Origin of the sequence: Rhodopseudomonas palustris BisB18, from assembly GCF_000013745.1 — a bacterium.
In the GTDB taxonomy this organism is placed as follows: domain Bacteria; phylum Pseudomonadota; class Alphaproteobacteria; order Rhizobiales; family Xanthobacteraceae; genus Rhodopseudomonas_A; species Rhodopseudomonas_A palustris_F.
On sequence record NC_007925.1, the window covers coordinates 45517 to 67502 of the forward strand.

A 21986-nucleotide genomic window follows, 5' to 3' on the forward strand; every position below is an offset into this window, starting at 1 on the left:
TGGAGTTTTTTCGATGCGCATCGACGCAGTTTCGCTCGGCGCCAACCCGCCGTATGACGTCAATGTGATCGTCGAGGTGCCAGTCGGCGGCGAGCCGATCAAGTACGAGATGGACAAGGCCGCCGGCACGCTGGTGGTGGACCGGTTTCTCTATACCGCGATGCGTTATCCCGGCAATTACGGCTTCATCCCCCACACGCTGTCCAACGACGGCGATCCCTGCGACGTGCTGGTTGCCAACACCCGCGGCATCGTCCCGGGCGCGATCATCAGCGTGCGGCCGGTCGGCGTGTTGTTGATGGAAGACGAGGCCGGCGGCGACGAGAAAATCCTCGCGGTGCCGTCGTCGAAGCTGACCCAGCGTTACGACCGCATCCAGAACTACAGCGATATGCCCGACATCACGCTGCAACAAATTCAGCATTTCTTTGAGCACTACAAGGATCTGGAGCCCAACAAATGGGTCAAGATCACGCGTTGGGGCGATGCCGACGAGGCCCGCCGACTGATCATTGAAGGCATCGAGCGGGAAAAGGCGGCGAAGGCGGCGAAGGCCTAACGTCTCCGCCCGAGCCGATTGGCCGCGAAGGAGATCGCGATGCGCCGGCTGCTTCGGGTGATCCGCAATCTGGTGGCGGCGCTCGTCGCCGCCGCCGTCGTGCTCGCGGGCGTGCTGGCATTCAACGCCTTCCGACACGGCTCGCGGCAATTGCAGGTCGCAGCGGTGCCGCCGGTTCAGGTCGACGAGGCCGGCGCCGCCAAGCGGCTGTCAGAGGCGATCCGGTTTCGAACCATCTCCAATTTCCTCAATCCCGAGCAAGACGCCGCGGCGCTCGCCGCGTTGCAAGCCCATATCGTGGCGAGTTTCCCGGCGTTTCATGCCGCGGCCCAGCGCGAGGTCGTGAACGGCAAGAGCCTGCTCTACACCTGGGAGGGCAGCGACCCGACGCTGAAGCCGTTCGCGCTGCTGGCGCATCAGGACGTGGTGCCGATCGCGCCGAAGACCGAACAGGACTGGCAGCAGCCGCCGTTCGATGGCGTCATCGCCGACGGTTACGTCTGGGGCCGCGGTTCCTGGGACGACAAAGGCAACCTCTACGCCATGCTGGAAGCCGCCGAGGCGATGGCCAGGCAGGGCTTCCGTCCGAAGCGGACGGTGTATTTCGCCTTCGGCCATGACGAAGAGGTCTCCGGCCTGCGCGGCGCCGGGGCCATCGCCAAGCTGCTCGCCTCGCGCGGCGTGAAGCTCGATTTCGTGCTCGACGAGGGCCTGCTGATCACCGAGGGCATCATGACCGGGCTGCCGCGGCCGGCGGCGCTGATCGGCGTCGCCGAGAAGGGCTACGCCACGCTGGTGCTGACGGCGCGGGCGACACCCGGACATTCCTCGATGCCGCCGCGACAGACCGCGATCGGCATGATGAGCGCGGCGCTCAGCCATCTCGAGGACAAAAGGCTGCCGATGCAGATCCGCGGCACGGTGGCGGAAATGTTCGATACCCTGGCGCCGGAAATGCGCGGCATCTATCGCGTCGTGCTGTCGAACCTGTGGCTGTTCAAGCCGCTATTGCTGCGCGAATTCGAAAAGACCGGCCCGACCGAGGCGATGGTGCGCACCACCACGGCACTGACCATCTTCAATGCCGGCGACAAGGACAACGTGCTGCCCGGCGTCGCCGAGGCCAGCGTGAATTTCCGGTTGGTGCCGGGCGACACCCAGGCCAGCATCACCGACCACGTCCGCGAGACCATCGCCAACGACAACATCGCGATTGGTGGATCCGAGGGCAATTTCGACCCGCCGCCGGTGACCGGCAGCAAGAGCGCGGCCTATCGGCAGCTCAACCAGACCATCCGCGAGATCTTTCCCGACGTCGTGGTCGCGCCCGGGCTGATGGTGGCGGCCACCGACTCGCGGCACTATGCCGAGGTCGCCGACAACATCCTGCGGTTTTCGCCGGTGCGGGCAACGTCGGAGGATCTGAAGCGCTTCCACGGCACCAATGAGCGGCTCAGCATCGCCAACTACGCCGACATGATCCGATTCTATCGGCGGCTGATCGAGAACACCGCGGGATAGCTTTCTTCCTCCCCGCTTGCGGCCGAAGCGGGAGAGGCGGCAGGCAGCGGCTGTTGCGCGCTATCTTTCCAACCGCCAATGATGACCGGAAGCCGATGAACGAAAGCCGTGCCCCGCCGGCAGCAGAACGCCCTCTCCCGCTTGCGGGGGAGGGTTGGGGGTGGGGGAAGCCGCGGGCGGGGCAAGCCCGGCGATCAGAAACGTGCCCCGGACGTGGCGCAGCGCGCCGCACTTCGCGGCGTGGTGCGCCGCAGAGCCGGGGCGGTTACGGAACGCGGAATCTGGAACGGTCCCGGCTCGCGGCGCAGCGCTTGCGCGCTGCGCCGCGTCCGGGACACCAGCCCTTATTCGGGCGGTGCCGACTTCTGCGACGCTTCACACCCGCTTGTTCTGGCGGTGCTCGACCAGATCCTCGACCACCGCCGGATCGGCCAGCGTCGAGGTGTCGCCGAGCGTCGACGGCTCGTCCTCGGCGATCTTGCGTAAGATTCGCCGCATGATCTTGCCGGAGCGGGTCTTCGGCAGGCTGGGGGCGAACTGGATCAAATCGGGCGAGGCGATCGGACCGATGTCCTTGCGCACCCAGGCGACCAATTCCTTGCGCAGCTCCTCGGTCGGCTCGGTGCCGTCCATCAGCGTGACGTAAGCGTAGATGCCCTGGCCCTTGATGTCGTGCGGATAGCCGACCACTGCGGCCTCCGAGACCTTGGCGTGCGCCACCAACGAACTCTCGACTTCGGCGGTGCCCATGCGGTGGCCGGAAACGTTGATGACGTCGTCGACCCGGCCGGTGATCCAATAGTAGCCGTCGGCGTCGCGGCGGCAGCCGTCGCCGGTGAAGTACTTGCCCGGATAGGCCGAGAAGTAGGTGCTCTCGAAACGGGCGTGATCGCCATAGACGGTGCGCATCTGCCCCGGCCAGGACCGCGCCAGGCACAGATTGCCCTGGCATTCGCCTTCCAGCACGTTGGCTTCGGCGTCGAGGATCTGCGGCACCACGCCGAAGAACGGCCTTGTCGCCGAGCCGGGCTTCAATTTGGTGGCGCCGGGCAGCGGCGTGATCAGGATGCCGCCGGTCTCGGTCTGCCACCAGGTATCGACGATCGGACAGCGGTCCTCGCCGATCACGCGGTGATACCATTCCCAGGCTTCCGGATTGATCGGCTCGCCGACCGAGCCCAAGAGCCGCAGGCTCTTGCGCGAGGTCTTTTTCACCGGCTCGTCGCCGCCCTGCATCAAGGCGCGGATCGCGGTCGGCGCGGTGTAGAAGATGTTGACCTTATGCTTGTCGATCACCTCCCAGAACCGGGAGTTGGTCGGATAGTTCGGCACGCCTTCGAACATCAGCGTGGTGGCGCCGTTGGCCAGCGGCCCATAGAGAATGTAGCTGTGGCCGGTGACCCAGCCGACGTCGGCGGTGCACCAGTAGATGTCGCCGTCGTGATAGTCGAACACGTATTGATGCGTCATCGCGGCGAACACCAGGTAGCCGCCGGAGGTGTGCAGCACGCCCTTGGGCTGGCCGGTGGAGCCCGAGGTGTAGAGGATGAACAGCGGGTCTTCGGCGTGCATCGGCTCGCACGGGCACTCCGTGGTCACCATCTCGGCGGCTTCGGCGTACCAGAAGTCGCGCACGTCATCCATGAACACGTCGGCGCCGGTGCGCTTCACCACCACCACCCAGTCGACGCCCTCGCACTTCTTCAAGGCGGCGTCGACATTGGCCTTCAGCGGCACCTTGCGGCCGCCGCGCAGGCCTTCGTCGGCGGTGATCACGATCTTCGACTGGCAGTCGGTGATGCGCTGGGCAAGTGAGTCCGGCGAGAAGCCGGCGAACACCACCGAATGAATCGCGCCGATCCGCGCGCAGGCCAGCATGGCGAAGGCGGCTTCGGGAATCATCGGCAGATAGATGGTGACGCGGTCGCCCTTCTGGACGTTGCGGCTGCGCAGGATGTTGGCGAATTTGCAGACTTCGTCGTGCAGCTCGCGATAGCTGATCTCGCGGGATTCCGACGGATCGTCGCCTTCCCAGATGATCGCGGTCTGCTCGGCGCGATCGGGCAGATGCCGATCGATGCAATTCCAGGCGACGTTGAGCACGCCGTCCTCGAACCATTTGATCGAGACGTGGCCGGGCGCGAACGAGGTGTCCTCGACCTTGGTGAACGGCTTGATCCAGCCGATTCGCTGCGCCTGCTCGCCCCAGAATCCGTTCGGATCGCTCACCGAGCGGGCGTACATTTCCTGGTATTTTGCGTCGTCGATGAAGGCGCGCGCCGCCCATTCCGGGGACACGTCATAGATCTTCTCGGACATTCGTTCCTCCACCCCAAAAAGCGGCCATTGCCGCGCATTGCCGTCAGTGCCCTCACGTCGAAGTCAGGTCGCGGCGGCACATCCCCGAAAGAGAACTTCCGATCCGCTCCCGGAGACCAAAGTCCGTGTGGGTGCGAATCGGCCTTCCAGGATTAGCGTCGCCGGCGACGAGCGATATCGATCGCTGCACCGTCCGGCTTTTCTTGTTGCGCGATTATGCGTCGGTGCCTGGGGCCGCGACAAGCGGTGATGCATTGGACTTTTGGCCTTGGCCGCGGTCATCGGCGCGTCGTCAAGCTTCTGCGGCGCGCCCGGCGGCGTTTCCGGTGCCGTCCGGCGCGACCCAATGCCGCCGCTGTGATCGCCGGAAGGCCTCCGAAAGGTACGGGGGGTGCCGGATTCCAGGGCTCCCGATCGCATGGTCCGGGAGCGTCCCCAGCCGGATGCGCTGCGGCGCAACCGCCCGTTCGGAACCAGTCGGCCGGCCGCCGCATGACCGCGACAGGCTCCGAGGAGGCGTGCAACACCATGATGGGACGGCGGGGAACGGCAACCGTCCGTCGCCGACTGACGCGTCAGCAGGAGCGTCAAGCCGGGGCTACTTCAGCGTCCACACCCCGGTCGCCTTGATCTCGGCGTCCTCGAGTTCGCGCGTCACCGGCACGCTGTAGCTGGCGAGCTGGGTCAGCTGGTGCTTCGGCAAGTACGTCCGCCCGGGATCGCCGATCAGTACGGTGGCGCCTTGCGCCGCGCGGCGCTGCAGAAATGCGAAGGCCAGCGCGGCGATGTCGCGCTGATAGAAGATGTCGCCGGCCAGCACGGTCTGCGCCGGCGCGACATGCGGCGCGGCGAGCAGATCGTCGCCGCTGATCGCGATGGTCACGCCATTGGCCCGTGCATTGATCGCGATCGCCTCGCGCGCGAAGCCGTCAATGTCGAATGCGGTGACACTCTGCGCCCCGGCCTTCATCGCCGCAATCGCCACCAGCCCGGAGCCGGAGGCGAAATCGATCACCTCGCGCCCGGCGACGCTGTCGGGATGATCGAGCAGATAGCGCGCCAGCGCCTGGCCGCCGGCCCAGGCGAACGCCCAGAATGGCGGCGGCAATCCGACCTCGCCCAGTTCCTCCTCGGTCCGGCTCCACAGTGGCAGCGCCTCGTCGGCGACATGCAGCATCACCTCCGGCACCAGTGGCACCGGCCGCAGCCGCGTATTGGCGGCGATGAAGGCGGTCGGATCGGCGATCGCGGAGGAGCTCATCGCCGGGTCTTGCGCGGATCCCGCGGCGATGTCCATGGGGGTGCGCTGGAACTTGGCGTCCGGGCGATGCCCGCCGCGCTATACGCCGCCCATCTTGCAGACGATCTTCCACTCGTCAGCGGTGACCGGCTGAACCGAGAGTCGCGACTGTTTCAGCAGCGCCATCTCGGCCAGCGACTTTTCCGCCTTGATCGCCACCAGCGTCACCGGGGTTTTCAAGGGCGTCAGCGCCTTGATGTCGACGCAGACGAACTTGCCGCTGTCGTCGGTGGGATCGGGATAGGCCTCGCGGATGATTTCCGCGATGCCGACGATCTGCTTGCCCTCGTTGGAGTGATAGTAAAAGGCGCGGTCGCCTTTTTTCATCTTCATCATGTGCAGCTTGGCGCTGTGGTTGCGCACCCCGGTCCAGGCCTCGCCCTTGGCGCCCTTCGCCACCTGCTGCTCCCACGACCAGGTCGAGGGCTCCGACTTCACCAGCCAGAACGCCATCGGCTATTCCTCGGCTTTCAGCGGTCGCGTCAGCAGCGATTCGATCGCGGCGTCGACGCTGATTTGCCCGGCGAGGATGGCGGCGACCGCGGTCGAGATCGGCATCTCGACGTTCTTCAGCCGCGCCATCTCCAACAGCACCGGCGCGGTGAAGGCGCCTTCCGCGAGCTTGCCGTGCGAGGCCTCCGAGGCGCTCTCGCCGCGGCCGAGCGCCACGCCGAACGAGAAGTTGCGCGATTGCGGCGTACTGCAGCACATCGTCAGATCGCCGAGGCCGGACAGGCCGTGCATGGTTTCGATGCGGGCGCCATAGGCCTTGCCGAACCGCATCAGCTCGACGAAACCGCGCGTGGTCATCGCCGCCAGCGCCGAGGCGCCGAGCTTGCGGCCTTCGACGATGCCGGCGGCGATCGCCAGCACGTTCTTGGTGGCGCCGCCGAGTTCGACGCCGCGTACGTCGGTGGAGTGATAGGGCCGGAAGGTGCCGGAGTTCATCGCCTGCGCCAGCGCCTGGGCGATGCCGGCGTCGGTCGCCGCGATGGTCACCGCGGTCGGCAGCCCGCGTGCCACGTCGGCGGCGAAGCTCGGCCCCGACAGGATCGCCGGCGTCGCCTGCGGCGCCGCCTCGGCGATGATCTCGGTCATGAATTTATGAGTGCCGTGCTCGATGCCCTTGGCGCAGGCGACCAGCGGCGTGCGGTCGGCGATCAGCGGCGCCAATGAAGTGACCACCTGGCGCAGCACCTGCGCCGGCACCACCAGCAGGATGGCCTGCGCCCTTGCGGCTTCGCTCAAATCGCGAGTGACTTTGATCGAGGAGTCCAACGTCACGCCGGGCAGATAAAGGCTCTCGCGCTTCTGCTGCAATTGTTGCGCATTGTTGGCGTCGTGCTCCCAGAGCACGACGTCGCGGCCGGCACGGGCGCCGGTCTGCGCCAGCGCGGTGCCCCAGGCGCCGCCGCCGAGCACCGCCACGGAATCATAGGACAGCATGGAAAGGCCTCATGGAATCGACTGCGTGAATTGTGGGTTGAGAATCTAGGCCGCCGGCAGCCTGCTCCCTCGCCCCGCTCTTGCGGGGAGAAGAGTGGGGTGAGGGGCTCTTGCCGACCCTCGAGGAGTGAAACGGGATGAACTGCAGTGCCCGGTCCCTCACCCGACCGGCGTCGCTACGCACCGCCGATCGACCCTCGGGTCGTCGCCCGAGGGCAGGCTCTCTCCCCGCGCAAAGCGGGGAGAGGTGAAGCCGTGCTCGCGGCACTGGAACGTTCATCACGATGACTCTGCTCTAGAAGCCCGCGCGGGTGTTGGCGAATTGCGCCGGCGTGATGACGTTGGCGTCGAGCAGCCAGCGCGCCCGCGGCGCGAATTCGAGGCTGTCGGTCAACCCCAGCGCCAGCCGTTCGGCGCCGGCCCAGGCGATCATCGCCCCGTTGTCGGTGCATAGCGCCGGCGGGGGGATCATGAATTGAGTGCCGGCGGCCAAGGCCACCTGCTGCAACGCGCCGCGGATCGCCTGATTGGCGGCGACGCCACCGGCGGCGACCAGCGCGTGCGGCGCGCCGAACCGCTCGCGAAATATCCGAAGGCCGACATGCAGCCGGTCGGCGGTGGATTCCAGCGCCGCGGCCTGGAATCCAGCGCACAGATCGTTGACGTCCTGCGGCTCAAGCGGCGATAGCCGGCTGGCCTCGTTGCGCACCGCGGTCTTCAGACCGGACAGCGAAAAATTGGCGTCGGCGCGGCCCAGCATCGGCCGCGGAAACGCAAAGCGCGCAGCGTCGCCGGCCGCCGCGGCGCGCTCGACCTGCGGCCCGCCCGGATAGGGCAGCCCGAGCATCTTGGCGACCTTGTCGAAGGCCTCGCCCATCGCGTCGTCGACGGTGGTGCCGAGCCGGACGTAGTTGCCGACGCCGAGCACCGCGACGATCTGGGTGTGGCCGCCGGAGGCGAGAAACAGGCAATAGGGGAATTGCAGCGCGTCGGTCAGCCGCGGCGTCAGCGCGTGGGCTTCCAGATGGTTGACCGCGATCAACGGCGTATCGTGCACCAGCGCGATCGCCTTGCCGGTGGTGAGGCCGACGATGACGCCGCCGATCAGGCCGGGCCCGGCGGCGGCGGCGACGCCCGAAAGATCCTTGAAGCCGAGGCCGGCCTGCTGCATCGCACGCGCGATGATGCCGTCGAGCAGGTCGACATGCGCCCGCGCCGCGATCTCGGGGACCACGCCGCCGAACGGCGCGTGATCCTCGATCTGCGAGTGCACGATGTTGGACAGGATGCGGCCGCTGCCATCGCTGCGGCGCTCGACCACGGCGGCCGCGGTTTCGTCGCAAGTGGTCTCGATCCCCAGCACCAGAGACGCTGTATCGGTAGCCAAATTGAGCCCTTGCGTTTGCCGCCAATACGGCGTTTTCCTTGCCCGGCGTAGCATTGCGGGGTCTGTGTATGCAATCGTCAGGTTTGCTATCCCCCGCTGGAGCAGCCGTGGCCGCAGCGCCCGCACTCCGGCCAGGTTTTCGCCGTGCGATGATCTTGCAGTCGCGCGCGGAGATCTGAGCGTGGCCCTGCTCGTCACCCGCCCGCAACCCGACAACGAGACCACCGCTGTGGCGTTGCGGACCAAGGGATACGAGGTGCTGCTGGCGCCGATGCTGCGGTTCGAAGCGGTCGCGGTGAAGGACGATCCCGAGGCGCGCTACGGCGCGGTGATCGTCACCAGCGCCAATGCGCTGCGCGCCGTCGCCGGCCAGACCGGCATTGCCCGGCTGCTCGATCTGCCGTTGTTCGCGGTTGGCGCGCGCACCGCGCAAAGCGCGCGCGATGCAGGATTTCGCAACGTCATCGTCGCCGATGGCGACGCCAGCGCGCTGCGCGACAAGATCGTCGCCGCCGCCCGCGCCAAACAGCTGCAAAAGGCCGACACCCTATTGTATCTGTCCGGAGCCGAGGTCGCCCGCGATCTCGCAGGTGAGCTGCGCGCGCTGGGGTTCAATATCGCCACACAGACCGCTTATAAGATGATACCGGTACGCGATCTGCCCGACGAGGTCTGCGACGCCTTTGCCGCAAATCGCATCGAGGCCGTGCTGCATTATTCGGGACGCAGTGCGCGCTCGTTTCTGGAAGCGGCGCGGAGCGCGGGGATCGAGATTTCGGCGCTGGCGGTGCCGCAATGCTGCCTGTCGGCGGCGGTCGCCGGGGTGGTGCGCGAAGCCGGGGCGACCCGGGTGATGGAGGCGCGCAGGCCGGATGAGGCCGCGTTGTTCGACGTGCTAGATCGTGCGCTGAGCCCGCTGGCACGCTAAGGAAGAGACGGCGAATCGACACGGATTCGGCCGCGACGCTGATGAGGAAGGTTACGATGGTCAAGGTCAGGCCCCACGACAATCGCTCTGCGACGGACGCGAACCGGTCGGAACATCGGACCCCGCCGGAGGATTCCCAGCCGCCGCAAGATTCCGCGCCGGCGGTCGACGCCGAGACGCCAGCAGAGCAACCGGCGCCCGAGATCGATCAGCAGATCGCACCGCAGGCGGTGCTGCCGCCTGGCGGCGACGAGGTCGCGCCCGAGGCTGCCGAGCCCGCCGTAACACAACAGGCCGAAGCTGCGGAGAGCGAACGCTTGGCCGCGGAGTCGCCGAGCCCTGTGTCCGAGCCAGCCCCGCGGTCGCCGTCGATCGCAGTGCCGGCGCTGACCGGCGCGGTGGCTGCCGCGATCGTGGTCGGTGCGGCCTGGTTCGCGCTCGGTCCCAATCTGGCGCCGCCGCCGGCCGCCCCCGTGGTCGTGCAAAACGATAATGCCGCGCTCGGTGCCCTGACCGCGCGGGTCGCCGGTGTGGAATCCAAAGTCGCGGCGTTGTCGAGCGCTGCGGCGACGCCAGCCGCCTCGGCGGCGCCGGCCGATGCCACGCTGGCTCCCCGAATTGACGCGGTGGAGAAATCCATCGCAGCGCTACGCGACGATTTCGCCGCCGCCCGCACCCAATCCGCGCAATTGTCTGCCGCCGTCAATGCGCTGAAAACCGCGCCGACCGATGGCTCCGCGCCCGCGGTGGCCACCGGCGAGACGCCGGCCGCGGTCGATCTCGCGCCGCTCAATGAGCGGCTCAGCCAGCTCGAACAGGCGGTCAAGACGCCGGCGCCGACGATTGATCTAGCGCCGCTCGACGAACGCCTCGACAAGTTGGAGCGCGCCGCCACGACGCCGGTGGCGGTGCCGGCAGCGCCGGACGACACCGCGCTGCGCCGCGTGGTGGCGGCGATGCTGCTCGACGTTTCGGTGCGGCAGGGCGAGCCCTATGCCGGCGTGCTGACCGTCGCCAAGCCGCTTTCGCCCGACGCCGCAACGCTGAAGCCGCTCGACGCCTTCGCATCCACCGGCGTGCCGAGCATCACCGTGCTCGCCCGCGAACTGGTGGCGCTGCTGCCGAAGCTTGCGCCCGGCCCGAGCGGCCCGGACAGCACCGCCAGCATCATCGAGCGGCTGCAGGCCGGCGCCGATCGCATGGTTCGGATTCAGCGGCCCGACGCCGCCACCGCCAAGGACCGTGGCGCGATCGTCGCCCGCATCGCGGTCGCGGCGCAACGCAGCGATCTCGCCGAAGCGGTGCGCGAACTCAATCTGCTCGAGCCGGCCGATCGCGCGCCGGCGCAGCCCTGGCTCGACAAAGTCGCCGCGCGCGACGCCGCTCTCGCCGTTTCCCGTCAGTTCGCTGCCGCCGCGATGGCGGCGCTCCCGAAAAAATCGCCATAGGACTCCGATGCTCCGTATCATTCTGTTTCTTGTCGTGATTGCCGCGGCTGCGGCGGGAGCCGGTTGGCTTGCCGAGCAGCCGGGCAATGTGGTGCTGTCCTGGCGCGGCTGGCAGGCCGAGATGACGCTGGCGGTGGCCGCGCTGGCGCTGCTTTCCGCCATCGTCGCGGTCGCGCTCGGTTGGACGATCCTCGCCGGGGTGTTGCGCTCGCCCGGCCGGCTCAGGCGCAGCCGCCGTGCGCGCCGCGAGGCCCGCGCCCGCCGCGCCATCACCCAGGGGCTGCTCGCGGTCGGCCATGGCGACGCCGCCATCGCCCGCGCCCACGCCAATGCCGCCAAGCGGCATGCGCCGCAGGATCCGCTGGCGCTGTTGCTGCAGGCGCAATCCGCCCAGCTCGACGGCGATCGTGACGGCGCCAAGCGCGCCTTCCTGGCGATGGCCGGGCGCGACGACACCAAGTCGCTCGGTATGCGCGGGCTGTTCATCGAGGCGCAACGCGCCGAAGACCCCTACGCCGCGCTGACCATCGCCGAAGAGGCGCTGCGGCTATCGCCGGCGTCCAGTTGGGCCTCGCAGGCGGTGTTGGGCTTCCGTTGCGCCCGCGGCGACTGGTCCGGGGCGCTGGAAATCCTGGAAACCAACCTGACCTCCGGGCTGATCGACAAGAAGACCTATCGGCGTTTGCGCGGCGTGCTGCTGACCGCGCGGGCGATCGAATGCGAGGAGACCGACGTCAGCCTGTCGCGCGACAGCGCGCTGGAAGCGGTCAAGCTGGCGCCGACACTGGTGCCGGCCGCGGTGCTGGCCAGCAAATATCTCAGCGAGGCGCATCAGATCCGCCGCGCCATGAAGACCATCGAGACCGCGTGGTTGGCGCATCCGCATCCGGATCTGGCCGAGGCCTATGCCCACATCAAGCCGGGCGATAGCGCGCAGGTGCGGCTGCAACGGGTGGAAGCGCTGGCCGCCAAGGCGTCCGGCGATACCGAAGGCGCGGTCGCGGTGGCCCGCGCGGCGATCGACGCCGGCGACTTCAATCGCGCCCGCGGCGCGCTGATGCCGTTCGTCGACGCGCCGACCCAGCGGGTCGCCATGCTGATGGCCGAGATCGAGCACACCGAGCGCAAGGATTCGCGCAGCGCGCGGGCCTGGACGCTGCGGGCGGTGCGGGCGTTGCGCGACCCGGTGTGGACCGCCGACGGCTGCGTCTCCGACCGCTGGCGGCCGGTGTCGCCGGTGACCGGCCGGCTCGACGCCTTCCAATGGACGACGCCGCTCGCCGAACTGCCGACCAACAAGGCGGTGGTGCTGGAATCCGATCTGTTCGACGAGACGCTGATCGAATCGCCGACCGAGGAGGTCACCGAGGGCGTGACGTCCGAGCCGGCCACGCCGGAGGTCAGCAAAGCCGAACCGAGCAAGCCGGAGACCTCCGGCACCCCGGTCGAAGTGGTGATGGAGAGCAAGCCCGCGGCCGAAGCGCCGGTGGTCGGCCCCACCGAATCATCGCCGCCGCTGTTCCATCGGCCGCAGCGCTCCGCCGCAGCGCCAGTGATCCCGATCGTCCGCGCCCCCGACGACCCGGGGATCGATGAAGACGAGGCCGCGACCGGCGATTTCGACGACAAGGCCAATCCGGCTGCCAGCCAGGCCGGCAATTGGCGGGGCTATCGGCCGCGCCGCGACAATTGAGGGGCGCCTGATCGGCTCCGCTTCGGGGCTCCGATCTTAGTCCTTGATATTCCGTCGGACAGGCCCGCATGGTTTTGACCACGGCGAGCTTTCCGGCTATGTAGCGGCGGCTCGCGCCGCTCGGCTGCCGTCGATCCTTGGTCCCCGGCCGCCGTCCGACGATTTGAGATCAGGCCAACCGCCTGATGTGCCGCAATAGCTCAGCTGGTAGAGCACGTCATTCGTAATGACGGGGTCGGGGGTTCGAATCCCTCTTGCGGCACCAGCTCTTCCTCGGCCCTCCCCAGTCCTGCGCCGCAACCGCCAGTCTTCGCCACATTCCGGATTGATCCCGGCGATCGCCGATCCGGTGGCGCGGAATGCGTTGCGGCGCGGAGCGAGGCGCAGTAAAATTGTCGGCGATGCCGGCTCGCGCGGCAGTTTTATTTTTCAATTTCCGATGGGTCGATTGATGGCACGATTTCTTTGCATCATTGCGGCTCTGCTGCTGGCCAGCAGCGCGCAGGCGCAGCAGGGGCAGGGGCAGCGTCAGGATCCCGGCTGCGCGCGCGACGTGCAGCGGTTCTGCCGCGCCCAGATGAACGATGGCGACATGGTGATCCTGGCCTGCCTGCAGCAACACCGCGCCAAGCTCAGCAAGACCTGCGCCAAGGCCTTGGCCGACAACGGTCGGTAGGCCGCGCCCGCGCCGGATCTTGGCGAGCGTTCCCCCGCCCGGCAAAGTCGGGATGGTCAAGATTGTGCGGCCCAGCGCCGGCGCGCCGGGTTCCCGGCCGGCCGGACCGCCGACCTCACTGATCAGTGAGGGATCGCCTGTGCGGCGTTTCGTTGCGGCTGCGGCCCGGCGTTCCTAGCTATGGCGAGCGCGACCGGATCGCTTCCTGCCCAGCGAGGTCCTTGTGAGCATAGCCGAAGCCTCTCAGATGCCGTTGACCCGCCGGCCGCTGCTGCCGCCGGCGCCGCCGCGCGCGCCTGAGACCATGACGGCGTTCGGCCGGCTTGCGGCGATCCGCAACAACGTGATCGCCAGTTGGGGTGATCGTGCCTATCAGGACGACGTGGTCCGCGGCCGGTTCTTCGGCAGCTCGAGTTTCATCCTGAATACGCCCGACGCGATCCGCCAAGTGCTGGTCGACAATTACGAGAACTACATCCGCACCGCGGCGGGCATTCGGGTGTTGCGGCCGATGCTCGGCGACGGCCTGCTGCTCGCCGAGGGCCGCGCCTGGAAGCATCAGCGCCGCACCCTGGCGCCGGCCTTCACGCCGCGCGCGGTGGCGACGCTGGTGCCGCATATGCGCTCCGCGATCGACGAGATGCTCGCCGAGTTCGACGCCGCCCGCGGACGGCCGATCGATCTGCGCGAGGCGATGCAGCGGATGGCGCTGGAGATCGCCGGCCGCACGATGTTTTCCTTCGCGATGGGGCGGCACGGCCGCACGCTGCGCGACTTCGTGATCGAGTACGGCACCCGGCTGGCGCGGCCGAATTTCCTCGATCTGCTGTTGCCGCTGGCCTTTCCGACACCGCAGGATTTCGCCCGCGCCGGATTTCGCCGGCGCTGGACGGCGTTCATCGCGCAGCTGATGGCGGAGCGCCGCGCCGCCGGCAAGGCCGAAGGCGCGCCGCCGCGCGATCTGTTCGACCTGATGGGGGCGGCGCGCGATCCGGAAACCGGCGAGGCGTTTTCCGAACCGCAGCTCGGCGACCAAGTCGCCACCATGATCCTGGCCGGCCACGAAACCACCGCCACAGCGCTGTTTTGGGCGCTGTATCTGTTGGCGCTCGATCAGCACAGCCAGGATCAACTGGCGGCCGAAGTTCGCGGCCAACCGGAAAACCATGCGCGCGAGGTCGAGCATCTCACCTTCACCCGCGCGGTGATCGACGAGACCATGCGGCTGTATCCGCCGGCATTCCTGATCGCGCGGGCCGCCGCAGGGCCGGACGTCGTCGCCGGCAGTGCGGTGAGGAAAGGCGACGTTATGCTGATCGCGCCATGGCTGCTGCATCGCCACGAGAAGCTGTGGCACGATCCCGGTGCGTTCATCCCGGCGCGCTTCATGCCGGGCAGTCCGCCGCCCGATCGTTTCGCTTATCTTCCGTTCGGGGTCGGCGCGCGGGTCTGCATCGGCGCGCATTTCGCGCTGGTCGAAGCCACGCTGGCGCTGTCCGGCATCGTCGGCCGGTTCCGGGTCGAACTCCTCAACGCCGCGCCGGTGATGCCGATCGGCGTGGTCACCACGCAACCCGATTATTCCCCGATGTTTCGCCTGACGCCCCGCTGAGGTTTGCTTGGATATTCGCACGACACCGAACCAGCCTGTGGTGCACAGCGACAGCTCCGCGCAGTTCGCCGCGCTGAAACAGGCCGCCGATCCCGCGGTCGCCGCGGCGATCGAGCGGCTGGTGGCCGAAGGCTGCGACCGCGATCTCAATCGCATCAACGTGTTGGATTTTTCCGCGCGTCGCGAACTCGACGAGGAGCGGGTGATCTCCGGATTCCTGCAGGCCTCGCGGCTCGGCTTGTTCGATCTGAGCTGGAACGTGCTGTGTCCGGGCTGCGGCGGCGTGCTCGATGCCCACAACACGCTGAAATCGCTACGGCCGGACGAGTATCATTGCGGGCTGTGCGCCTCGGACTACGAAGCCTCGGTCGACAAGCAGGTCGAGGTGGCATTCACCGTGGCGCCGCGGGTGAGGCGGATCGCCGCGCACGATCCCGGCACGATGCCGATCTGGGAGTATTTCCGGCAGATGTTTTGGAGCTCCGGCGTCGATTTCAATGAGCAGGGATTTGCCTCGTTGACCGGCGAGGTGACGCTGGATGCGGTCGAACTGCCGATCGGCCGCAGCGTGACGCGCACGCTGCAACTGCCGCCTGAGTTCATCATCGTGTTCGAACCGGTGACCCACGCGGCGCAATTCATCGACGTGCAGGGCGAGCCGACCGACGAGGCGCAGCAGCTGTCGCTGGTCTATCACAAGCTGCCGGCGCCGACCAAGACCGTCACGCTGCGGCCGGGCCCGCTGCAATTGTCGCTCGACAACCGCACCGACACCCGCGTGCTGCCCTCGGTGTTCATTGCGGCCGACGCGCTGCATCACCTGCTCGGGCAACGCAAACCGTTTCTGACCGCCAAACGGATCCTCAGCAACCAGACCTTTCGCGACGTGTTCAAGGCCGACAACTTGACCATCGACCAGCGGCTGAAGATCACCTCGCTGAGCTTCCTGTTCACCGACCTGAAGGGCTCCACCGCGCTGTACGAACGGGTCGGCGATCTCGCCGCCTTCGACTTGGTGCGGGCGCATTTCCGCGCGCTGTTGGAGATCATTTCGTCGGAGAAGGGCGCCGTGGTGAAGACCATCGGCGACGCGGTGATGGCGACCTTCGTGGCGCCCGAGCAGGCGCTGGCCGCCGGCCTGCGGATGCGCGCGGCGATGGACGCGCTCAATGCCGAGCGCGGCAGCAACGACCTGGTGGTCAAGATCGGCATCCATGAAGGGCCGTGCCTGGCGGTGATGCTGAACGAGCGGCAAGACTATTTCGGCCAGACCGTCAACATCGCTTCGCGGGTGCAGGGGCTGGCGACCTCGCAGGCGATCCACATCACCGGCACGGTGATCGCGGCGCCGGCGGTGGCGGCGTTGCTGCGCCGGGCGGCGATCACCCCGATCCAGAAGCAGGCGGCGCTGCGCGGCATCGCCGACCAGGTGGTGGTGTACGAGATCCCATAGCGCGGCTCGCAACAACCGAACCGCCAATCGATCGGTTCGGTTCACGATTTGCGGATCAGAATAAGCGTTCTTCTGCGATCCGGTTCAGCGTGACGATCTGCTCCGAATCCGGTGCATGAAGCGAGTTCTCGGCCGCTGCGACGACGCCGAGCAACCGATGGAAGGCTGCTTCCGCCAGCGCGGTCGGCACCGGTTGTTCGTCGAATGCGTCGATGTGGTCGCTGACGACGAGCGCGAGCATCCTGTAGAGTGCCCGATGACGCGGGGCGCTCTGCGCCAGCTGATGTGCTTTTTGGTAAAGGGCTTTGTAGGTCCGAAGACCGTGATGCTGATCGATCAGCCAATCGTAGAGTTCACCCAAGATGCCCCCCTCATTCCATCGAGAAGAAGCAATTACTTATATCATGATCCTTGGCGACGAAAACAGCTTTTTGAAATTGCCGAAGCGCTCTGCTAACTGAGCGCTTTTCGCGTAGTGATAGCAGCTGGGCTTGTCGGTTTTTTGACGGTCGGTCGACGGACTGACTGATCTGTCGGGAGTGCGGTCATCGCCGCGGGCGGGCGGGCGGCGGAATTGCAGGCGTTGGCCCGCCCGCCAAAGATTTCTTAACCGTAATGAAGGCGCCCGGAACACCGCGGGATTGCCAGCGTTGCAGTTTCAGTCATAGAATTTCTTTCACAGACGACGGTCCTTGCCGCATCCGTTGTCCAACCCCGGTCAAATTCATGCTGAGCCGACTGCGCCAATTCATCGCCGACGTCGTGGCGCCGGAGACCGAGGACGACCTCGCTTTCGACGATACGGGTTATCGGCTGGCAGCGACCGCGTTGTTGATTCACGTGATCTCGCTCGATGGCGAACCGTCCGACGTGGAACGCCGCAAGCTTCACGAGTTGCTGGAAACCCGGTTCGGGCTCGATCCCGGCACGACGGCGCGACTGATCAAGTCGGCCACCCTGGCGGAGGGCGACGCGGTCGATTTGTACCGTTTCACCAGCGTCATCATGCGCACGGTCAACGAAGAGGGGCGGCTGCGCATCATCGAGATGATGTGGGAGTTGGTCTATGCCGACGCCAACGTCACCGAGTTCGAGGAGAACGTCGTCTGGCGCGCCGCCGATCTGCTGGCGGTCTCGGCCCGTGACCGCATCAACCTGAAGCGCCAGGTGGCAAAAAACCAGGTGGCCGAAGGCCCGGTCGCTTATGCCTCCGGGGCCGGCCAAGTCGCCGAGACTTAGGCTGCAGACGTCGGCTGCAGACGTCGCGCCCGTAGGGACGATCTCAAGCCGGGCGATTCATGACGCAGACGGAGACCGACGAAATTCGGCCCGCGGCCGGGACTCGGTCGTTGCGACGCGAGCGGGCTACGGTCCGGGACATTAAGAATTGTTAATACGTCGCGGCTCGTCCGTTCGGAGCATCCGATCGGCTTGCACGGCTCTTGCTTCCCGCATGAGGGCTGTGGTCATCTCCACAGCGCATCGCCGAAAAACTTCATCGATCGAAGAGTTCTGCCGTGACTGAACGCGTGACGTTGATAACCGGTGCCTCGGCTGGTATCGGCACCGAACTGGCGCGTGTCTTTGCGTCTCATCATCATCGGGTGGCTCTGGTCGCGCGCCGGGAGGAGCGGCTGAATACGCTGGCGGAGGAGATCGTCGCGGCCGGCGGCGCCAAGCCGCTGGTGATCGCTTGTGATTTGCGCCAGCCCGATGCCGGCGACGCCATCGCGGCGGCGCTCACTGAGGCCGGCGTCGAGGTCGAATACCTGGTCAACAATGCCGGCTATGGATTGTTCGGCCAGGCCACCGAGCTCGATCGCGGCGCCCAGCTCGGCATGATCGACCTCAATGTCCGGGCGCTGACCGACTTGTCGCTGCGGTTTTCCGCCAGCGTGATCAAGCATCACGGCGGCATTCTCAACGTCGCCTCGATCGCCGGATTCCTGCCCGGACCCGGCATGGCGGTGTACTACGCCTCCAAGGCGTTCGTGCTGTCGTTTACCGAGGCATTGCGCGCCGAACTCGGCCGTCACGGCGTGCGCGTCACCGCGCTGTGTCCGGGTCCGGTGCTGACCGAATTCCAACAGCATGCCGGATTCGAGCCGGGCTTCGACAGCGCGATCCTCAATGTCTCGGCGGCGGATGTCGCCCGCCAGGGCTTCGAGGGGCTGATGGCCAACAAGCGCGCGGTGCTGCCGGGGCTCGGCATCAAGATCGTGCCGCTGCTGCTGCGGTTGTTTCCCCGCGGCTTCGTGCTGGCGGGCGTCGGGAAATTTCAACTGCGGCGACGCTAAGCGGCCGGAGCGGCCGGATTGCTTGCCTCAATTTTGGTCGGCGGCCTGCTCACAAATTTCTCTCCGGATTTTCGCAAACGGCGGTATGATGACCCGTCGCCGGCCGAATAGAAAAACGGATGTCGTTTCAACGGACTAACATTGGTGCGGGGGAACTGGTGCGGCTCCCGACCGCGGTCTTGCCGGCGTCGATTGCGCCGCACGTTGCCGATCTGCGGCCGGTGCTGATCATTCTGCATCAGGAAATGTCGACGCCCGGGCGGGTCGGCAACGCGCTGCGGCTGCTCGGCCATCCGCTCGACGTCCGCCGTCCGCGATTCGGCGATCCGTTGCCGGCGACGCTGGAGCATCACGCCGGGGCGGTGATTTTCGGCGGTCCGATGAGCGCCAACGACCCCGACGACTTCGTCCGCCGCGAGATCGACTGGATCGCGGTGCCGCTGAAGGAAGATCGGCCGTTTCTGGGCATCTGCCTCGGCGCCCAGATGCTGGCGGTGCAACTCGGGGCGAGGGTGGCGCCGCACGCCGAAGGCCGCGCGCAGATCGGCTATTACCCGATCCGCCCCACCGCAGCCGGCCGCGCGATCTGCGCCGACTGGCCGGAGCAAGTCTATCATTGGCATCGCGAAGGCTTCGATTTGCCGGTCGACGCCGAATTGCTGGCCGAAGGCAGCGATTTCCCGGTCGAGGCGTTCCGCGCCGGCCATGCCTTCGGCTTCCAGTTTCATCCCGACGTCACCTACGCGATGATGCATCGCTGGACCACGCGCGGCCACGCCCGCATGGATCTGCCCGGTGCCCGCCCGCGCCACGATCACTTCAGCGACCGCGCCGTCCACGACGTCGCCGAACGCGCCTGGCTGCGCGAATTTCTCAATGTCTGGCTGGCGCAGATGCCGCTGATCGTGCCCGACGCCGGGATGGCGCAAGCGGCGGAATAGCGCCTCACGAGCTGCGCCTGAGCATCGCGCGATGCCGAATCAAAGCTATCGAAGCGGCAGGATGGTGTGACTGAGCTGGATTTCTGAAGATCTTGAGCGGCCCGGCTTCGCCCTGCGGGCTACGCCGCGGCAGCCTTCCCTTGCTTCGCACGAGAGATCGCGTGGCTTGCCGAGCCGAAGCTTGCGAAGCAAGCGAAGGCTGGTGGAGCCAGGCGGGATCGAACCGCCGACCTCGTCATTGCGAACGACGCGCTCTCCCAGCTGAGCTATGGCCCCGTCGCGACCGCTTCGACAAGCGAAGCAGTCAGCAGACGGCGCCATTTACAGTCCCCTCCCGGGCCAAGTCAAGAACGACTGAACCCGATGTTTCGCCCGGCATTTTAACTCGGAACTTCCCTTGTTTGCGGTGGACCGAATCGATATTTACGGAACAGTCGAATCCGCGACCAACCCCCGCGAGCCACCCCCCGCCATGCGCGCCATTCTCGACATCATCCTGATCGTCCTCGACCTCTACATCTGGCTTTTGATCGCATCGGCGATCCTGTCATGGCTGATCGCGTTCAATGTGGTGAACACGCGCAACCAGTTCGTGTCGTCGATCTCGGAATTCCTCTACCGAATCACCGAACCGGTGCTGGCGCCGATCCGCGGCATCATGCCCAATCTCGGCGGCCTCGATATCTCGCCGATCATCGTCATCCTGCTGATCATGTTCCTGCAGCGGGTGATCACCTATTACATCTATCCCAGCGTGTTCTGAGCCGGTGACGCTCACGCCGCATCGCGGAGCTTGGCTGCGGCCGTGACCGAAGCCTGGCGCTATTCCGCCCAGGGCATCAGCGTCGCGCTGCGGGTGACGCCGCGCGGCGGCCGCGACGACATCGACGGGCTGGAAACGCTGGCCAATGGCCGCACCGTGGTCAAGGTCCGGGTCCGCGCCATCGCCGAGGGAGGCGAGGCCAATCGTGCGGTGACCGAATTGCTGGCGAAGGCGCTGGGCGTGCCGAAACGCGCCGTTCGGGTGCTGTCGGGGACCACCTCGCGGCTGAAACAGGTCGCGGTCGACGGCGATCCGAACGAACTCGGCGAGGCCTTGCGCAAGCTGACCGCGCCAAAGCCGGATTGATTCAGCTTCAGAGTTGGGCAATAGCACGGGGAGTTTTCAGCTCTCCCGATCGGAGAGGCCGCGCGTTTCCGCTGCCGGAGCGCGGCGATTCGAAGACGAGACCGAAGGGGACGACATGACCGCGCGAATCATCGACGGAAAAACCATCTCGGCCGAGTTGCGCGGCAAACTCGCCGACGAGGTGGCACGGGTGGTGCGCGATCATGGCGTAACCCCGGGGCTTGCGGTGGTGCTGGTCGGCAGCGACCCGGCGAGCGAGGTCTATGTCCGCAGTAAGCACAAGCAGACCAAGGAAGCCGGCATGGCGTCGTTCGAGCACAAGCTGCCCGCCGACGTGCCGCAGGCCGAGCTGTTGGCGCTGATCGGCCAGCTCAACGCCGATCCGGCGGTGCACGGCATTCTGGTGCAGCTGCCGTTGCCGAAGGGGCTGGACAGCAATGCGGTGATCGCGGCGGTCGATCCGGCCAAGGATGTCGACGGCCTCAACCCGGTCAATGCCGGCCGGCTCGCCTCCGGGCTGTTCGCGCTGACGCCGTGCACGCCGCTCGGCTGCATCGTCATGGCCAAGCAGGTGCATGCGTCGCTCGAGGGCATGAATGCCATCGTGATCGGCCGCTCCAATCTGGTCGGCAAGCCGCTGGTGCAATTGCTGCTCAACGAAAACGCCACGGTGACGATCGCGCATTCGCGCTCGCGCGATCTGCCGGCGCTGTGCCGGCAGGCCGACCTGGTGTTCGCCGCGGTCGGCAAGCCGGAGATGGTGCGCGGCAATTGGATCAAGCCGGGCGCCACCGTGATCGACGTCGGCATCAATCGGACGCCGTCGCCGGACGGCGGCAAGGACAAACTGGTCGGCGACGTCGCCTTCGCCGAGGCCAAGGAAGTCGCCGGCGCCATCACGCCGGTGCCGGGCGGCGTCGGGCTGATGACGGTGGCGTGCCTGTTGGTCAACACGCTGCGCGCCGCTTGCGCGATCCACGGACTGCCGAAGCCCGCGGTGTAGGGCGGCGCCTCTATGGTTTGATGCCCCTGCAACATCGGCAGCGCCCTTCCCCCGCAAGCGGGAGAGGGGGTTCTGCTGCCGGCGGGGGCACGGCTTCCGTTCAACATCGGCGACTGGAAAGATAGCGCGCAACAGCCGCTGCCTGCCCTCTCTCCGCTTGGGGGGGCTGGGGTGGGGTGACACGGGCGAGGCGCCGCTCGGCACATTCTCAATCGCGGTGGTGGATACCCGCGAGGCAAAGCCTGAAAGGCATCGCGCGTGCGAGCCGTAAGGC

The 21986-nt window shown here is 67.0% G+C and carries 20 protein-coding genes and 2 tRNA genes; 15 read left to right on the forward strand and 7 right to left on the reverse strand.

Features of this window, described 5'->3' with window-relative positions; all coding sequences use genetic code 11:
* The first annotated feature begins 13 nt into the window (after positions 1-13).
* Entirely contained in the window at positions 14-559 is a 546-nt protein-coding gene (gene ppa / locus RPC_RS00205; RefSeq protein ID WP_011470527.1) for an inorganic diphosphatase, read from the forward strand.
* Between the two features lie 39 nt (positions 560-598).
* Positions 599-2080 (forward strand): M20 family peptidase, encoded by a 1482-nt coding sequence (locus tag RPC_RS00210; RefSeq protein ID WP_011470528.1) that lies wholly within the window; start codon positions 599-601, stop codon positions 2078-2080.
* Between the two features lie 375 nt (positions 2081-2455).
* Here the strand turns inward: RPC_RS00210 and acs are convergent, their stop codons facing one another.
* The 5 genes from acs to tsaD form a co-directional block, all read right to left on the reverse strand.
* On the reverse strand, positions 2456-4399 hold the full coding sequence (acs, locus tag RPC_RS00215; protein ID WP_011470529.1) for an acetate--CoA ligase: 1944 nt from the start codon (positions 4397-4399) through the stop codon (positions 2456-2458).
* 598 nt (positions 4400-4997) lie between these two features.
* Positions 4998-5660, reverse strand: coding sequence for a class I SAM-dependent methyltransferase (locus RPC_RS00220; RefSeq protein ID WP_041802259.1), 663 nt, complete (start codon positions 5658-5660; stop codon positions 4998-5000).
* Positions 5661-5738: 78 nt separating this feature from the next.
* Positions 5739-6152, reverse strand: a complete 414-nt coding sequence (locus tag RPC_RS00225; RefSeq protein ID WP_011470531.1) for an EVE domain-containing protein — start codon at positions 6150-6152, stop codon at positions 5739-5741.
* 3 nt (positions 6153-6155) lie between these two features.
* Complete coding sequence (locus tag RPC_RS00230; RefSeq protein WP_011470532.1) at positions 6156-7145, reverse strand: NAD(P)H-dependent glycerol-3-phosphate dehydrogenase; 990 nt, start codon at positions 7143-7145, stop codon at positions 6156-6158.
* A gap of 295 nt (positions 7146-7440) precedes the next feature.
* Positions 7441-8586 (reverse strand): tRNA (adenosine(37)-N6)-threonylcarbamoyltransferase complex transferase subunit TsaD, encoded by a 1146-nt coding sequence (gene tsaD / locus RPC_RS00235; RefSeq protein WP_011470533.1) that lies wholly within the window; start codon positions 8584-8586, stop codon positions 7441-7443.
* 127 nt (positions 8587-8713) lie between these two features.
* Between tsaD and RPC_RS00240 the strand changes: the two genes are divergently transcribed.
* From RPC_RS00240 to RPC_RS00270, 7 genes are all read left to right on the forward strand, one after another.
* Entirely contained in the window at positions 8714-9460 is a 747-nt protein-coding gene (locus RPC_RS00240; protein ID WP_011470534.1) for a uroporphyrinogen-III synthase, read from the forward strand.
* A gap of 56 nt (positions 9461-9516) precedes the next feature.
* Positions 9517-10908 carry a COG4223 family protein gene (locus RPC_RS00245; protein ID WP_011470535.1) on the forward strand — a complete coding sequence of 464 codons (1392 nt, stop codon included), beginning with the start codon at positions 9517-9519 and terminating at the stop codon, positions 10906-10908.
* 7 nt (positions 10909-10915) lie between these two features.
* Complete coding sequence (locus tag RPC_RS00250; RefSeq protein WP_011470536.1) at positions 10916-12601, forward strand: heme biosynthesis protein HemY; 1686 nt, start codon at positions 10916-10918, stop codon at positions 12599-12601.
* A gap of 189 nt (positions 12602-12790) precedes the next feature.
* A tRNA-Thr gene (locus RPC_RS00255) sits at positions 12791-12866 on the forward strand.
* Positions 12867-13052: 186 nt separating this feature from the next.
* A complete protein-coding gene (locus RPC_RS00260) occupies positions 13053-13277 on the forward strand; it encodes a hypothetical protein (RefSeq protein WP_011470537.1) in 225 nt (74 codons plus the stop codon).
* A gap of 223 nt (positions 13278-13500) precedes the next feature.
* Positions 13501-14889: a cytochrome P450 gene (locus RPC_RS00265; RefSeq protein WP_011470538.1), complete on the forward strand. Its 1389-nt coding sequence runs from the start codon at positions 13501-13503 to the stop codon at positions 14887-14889.
* A gap of 7 nt (positions 14890-14896) precedes the next feature.
* Positions 14897-16342, forward strand: a complete 1446-nt coding sequence (locus tag RPC_RS00270; protein ID WP_011470539.1) for an adenylate/guanylate cyclase domain-containing protein — start codon at positions 14897-14899, stop codon at positions 16340-16342.
* Between the two features lie 55 nt (positions 16343-16397).
* Here RPC_RS00270 and RPC_RS00275 read toward each other — a convergent pair whose 3' ends face one another.
* On the reverse strand, positions 16398-16703 hold the full coding sequence (locus RPC_RS00275; RefSeq protein WP_011470540.1) for a hypothetical protein: 306 nt from the start codon (positions 16701-16703) through the stop codon (positions 16398-16400).
* A gap of 365 nt (positions 16704-17068) precedes the next feature.
* Between RPC_RS00275 and RPC_RS00280 the strand changes: the two genes are divergently transcribed.
* The 3 genes from RPC_RS00280 to RPC_RS00290 all read left to right on the forward strand — a co-directional run bounded on the left by RPC_RS00280 (position 17069) and on the right by RPC_RS00290 (position 19580).
* Positions 17069-17581, forward strand: coding sequence for a TerB family tellurite resistance protein (locus RPC_RS00280; protein WP_011470541.1), 513 nt, complete (start codon positions 17069-17071; stop codon positions 17579-17581).
* A 278-nt stretch (positions 17582-17859) separates the two neighbouring features.
* A complete protein-coding gene (locus RPC_RS00285; protein ID WP_011470542.1) occupies positions 17860-18639 on the forward strand; it encodes an SDR family NAD(P)-dependent oxidoreductase in 780 nt (259 codons plus the stop codon).
* A 119-nt stretch (positions 18640-18758) separates the two neighbouring features.
* Positions 18759-19580 carry a glutamine amidotransferase gene (locus RPC_RS00290; protein ID WP_041801210.1) on the forward strand — a complete coding sequence of 274 codons (822 nt, stop codon included), beginning with the start codon at positions 18759-18761 and terminating at the stop codon, positions 19578-19580.
* A 200-nt stretch (positions 19581-19780) separates the two neighbouring features.
* Here the strand turns inward: RPC_RS00290 and RPC_RS00295 are convergent.
* Positions 19781-19856, reverse strand: a tRNA-Ala gene (locus RPC_RS00295).
* A 196-nt stretch (positions 19857-20052) separates the two neighbouring features.
* On the opposite strand from RPC_RS00295, the gene RPC_RS00300 reads away from it, so the two are divergent.
* The 3 genes from RPC_RS00300 (at position 20053) to folD (ending at position 21712) form a co-directional block, all read left to right on the forward strand.
* Positions 20053-20343, forward strand: coding sequence for a YggT family protein (locus RPC_RS00300; RefSeq protein WP_011470544.1), 291 nt, complete (start codon positions 20053-20055; stop codon positions 20341-20343).
* A 42-nt stretch (positions 20344-20385) separates the two neighbouring features.
* Positions 20386-20709, forward strand: a complete 324-nt coding sequence (locus RPC_RS00305; RefSeq protein WP_011470545.1) for a DUF167 domain-containing protein — start codon at positions 20386-20388, stop codon at positions 20707-20709.
* Between the two features lie 115 nt (positions 20710-20824).
* The gene (gene folD, locus RPC_RS00310) at positions 20825-21712 is read left to right on the forward strand and encodes a bifunctional methylenetetrahydrofolate dehydrogenase/methenyltetrahydrofolate cyclohydrolase FolD (RefSeq protein ID WP_011470546.1); all 888 of its coding nucleotides are present in this window, start codon (positions 20825-20827) and stop codon (positions 21710-21712) included.
* Positions 21713-21986: the final 274 nt, after the last annotated feature.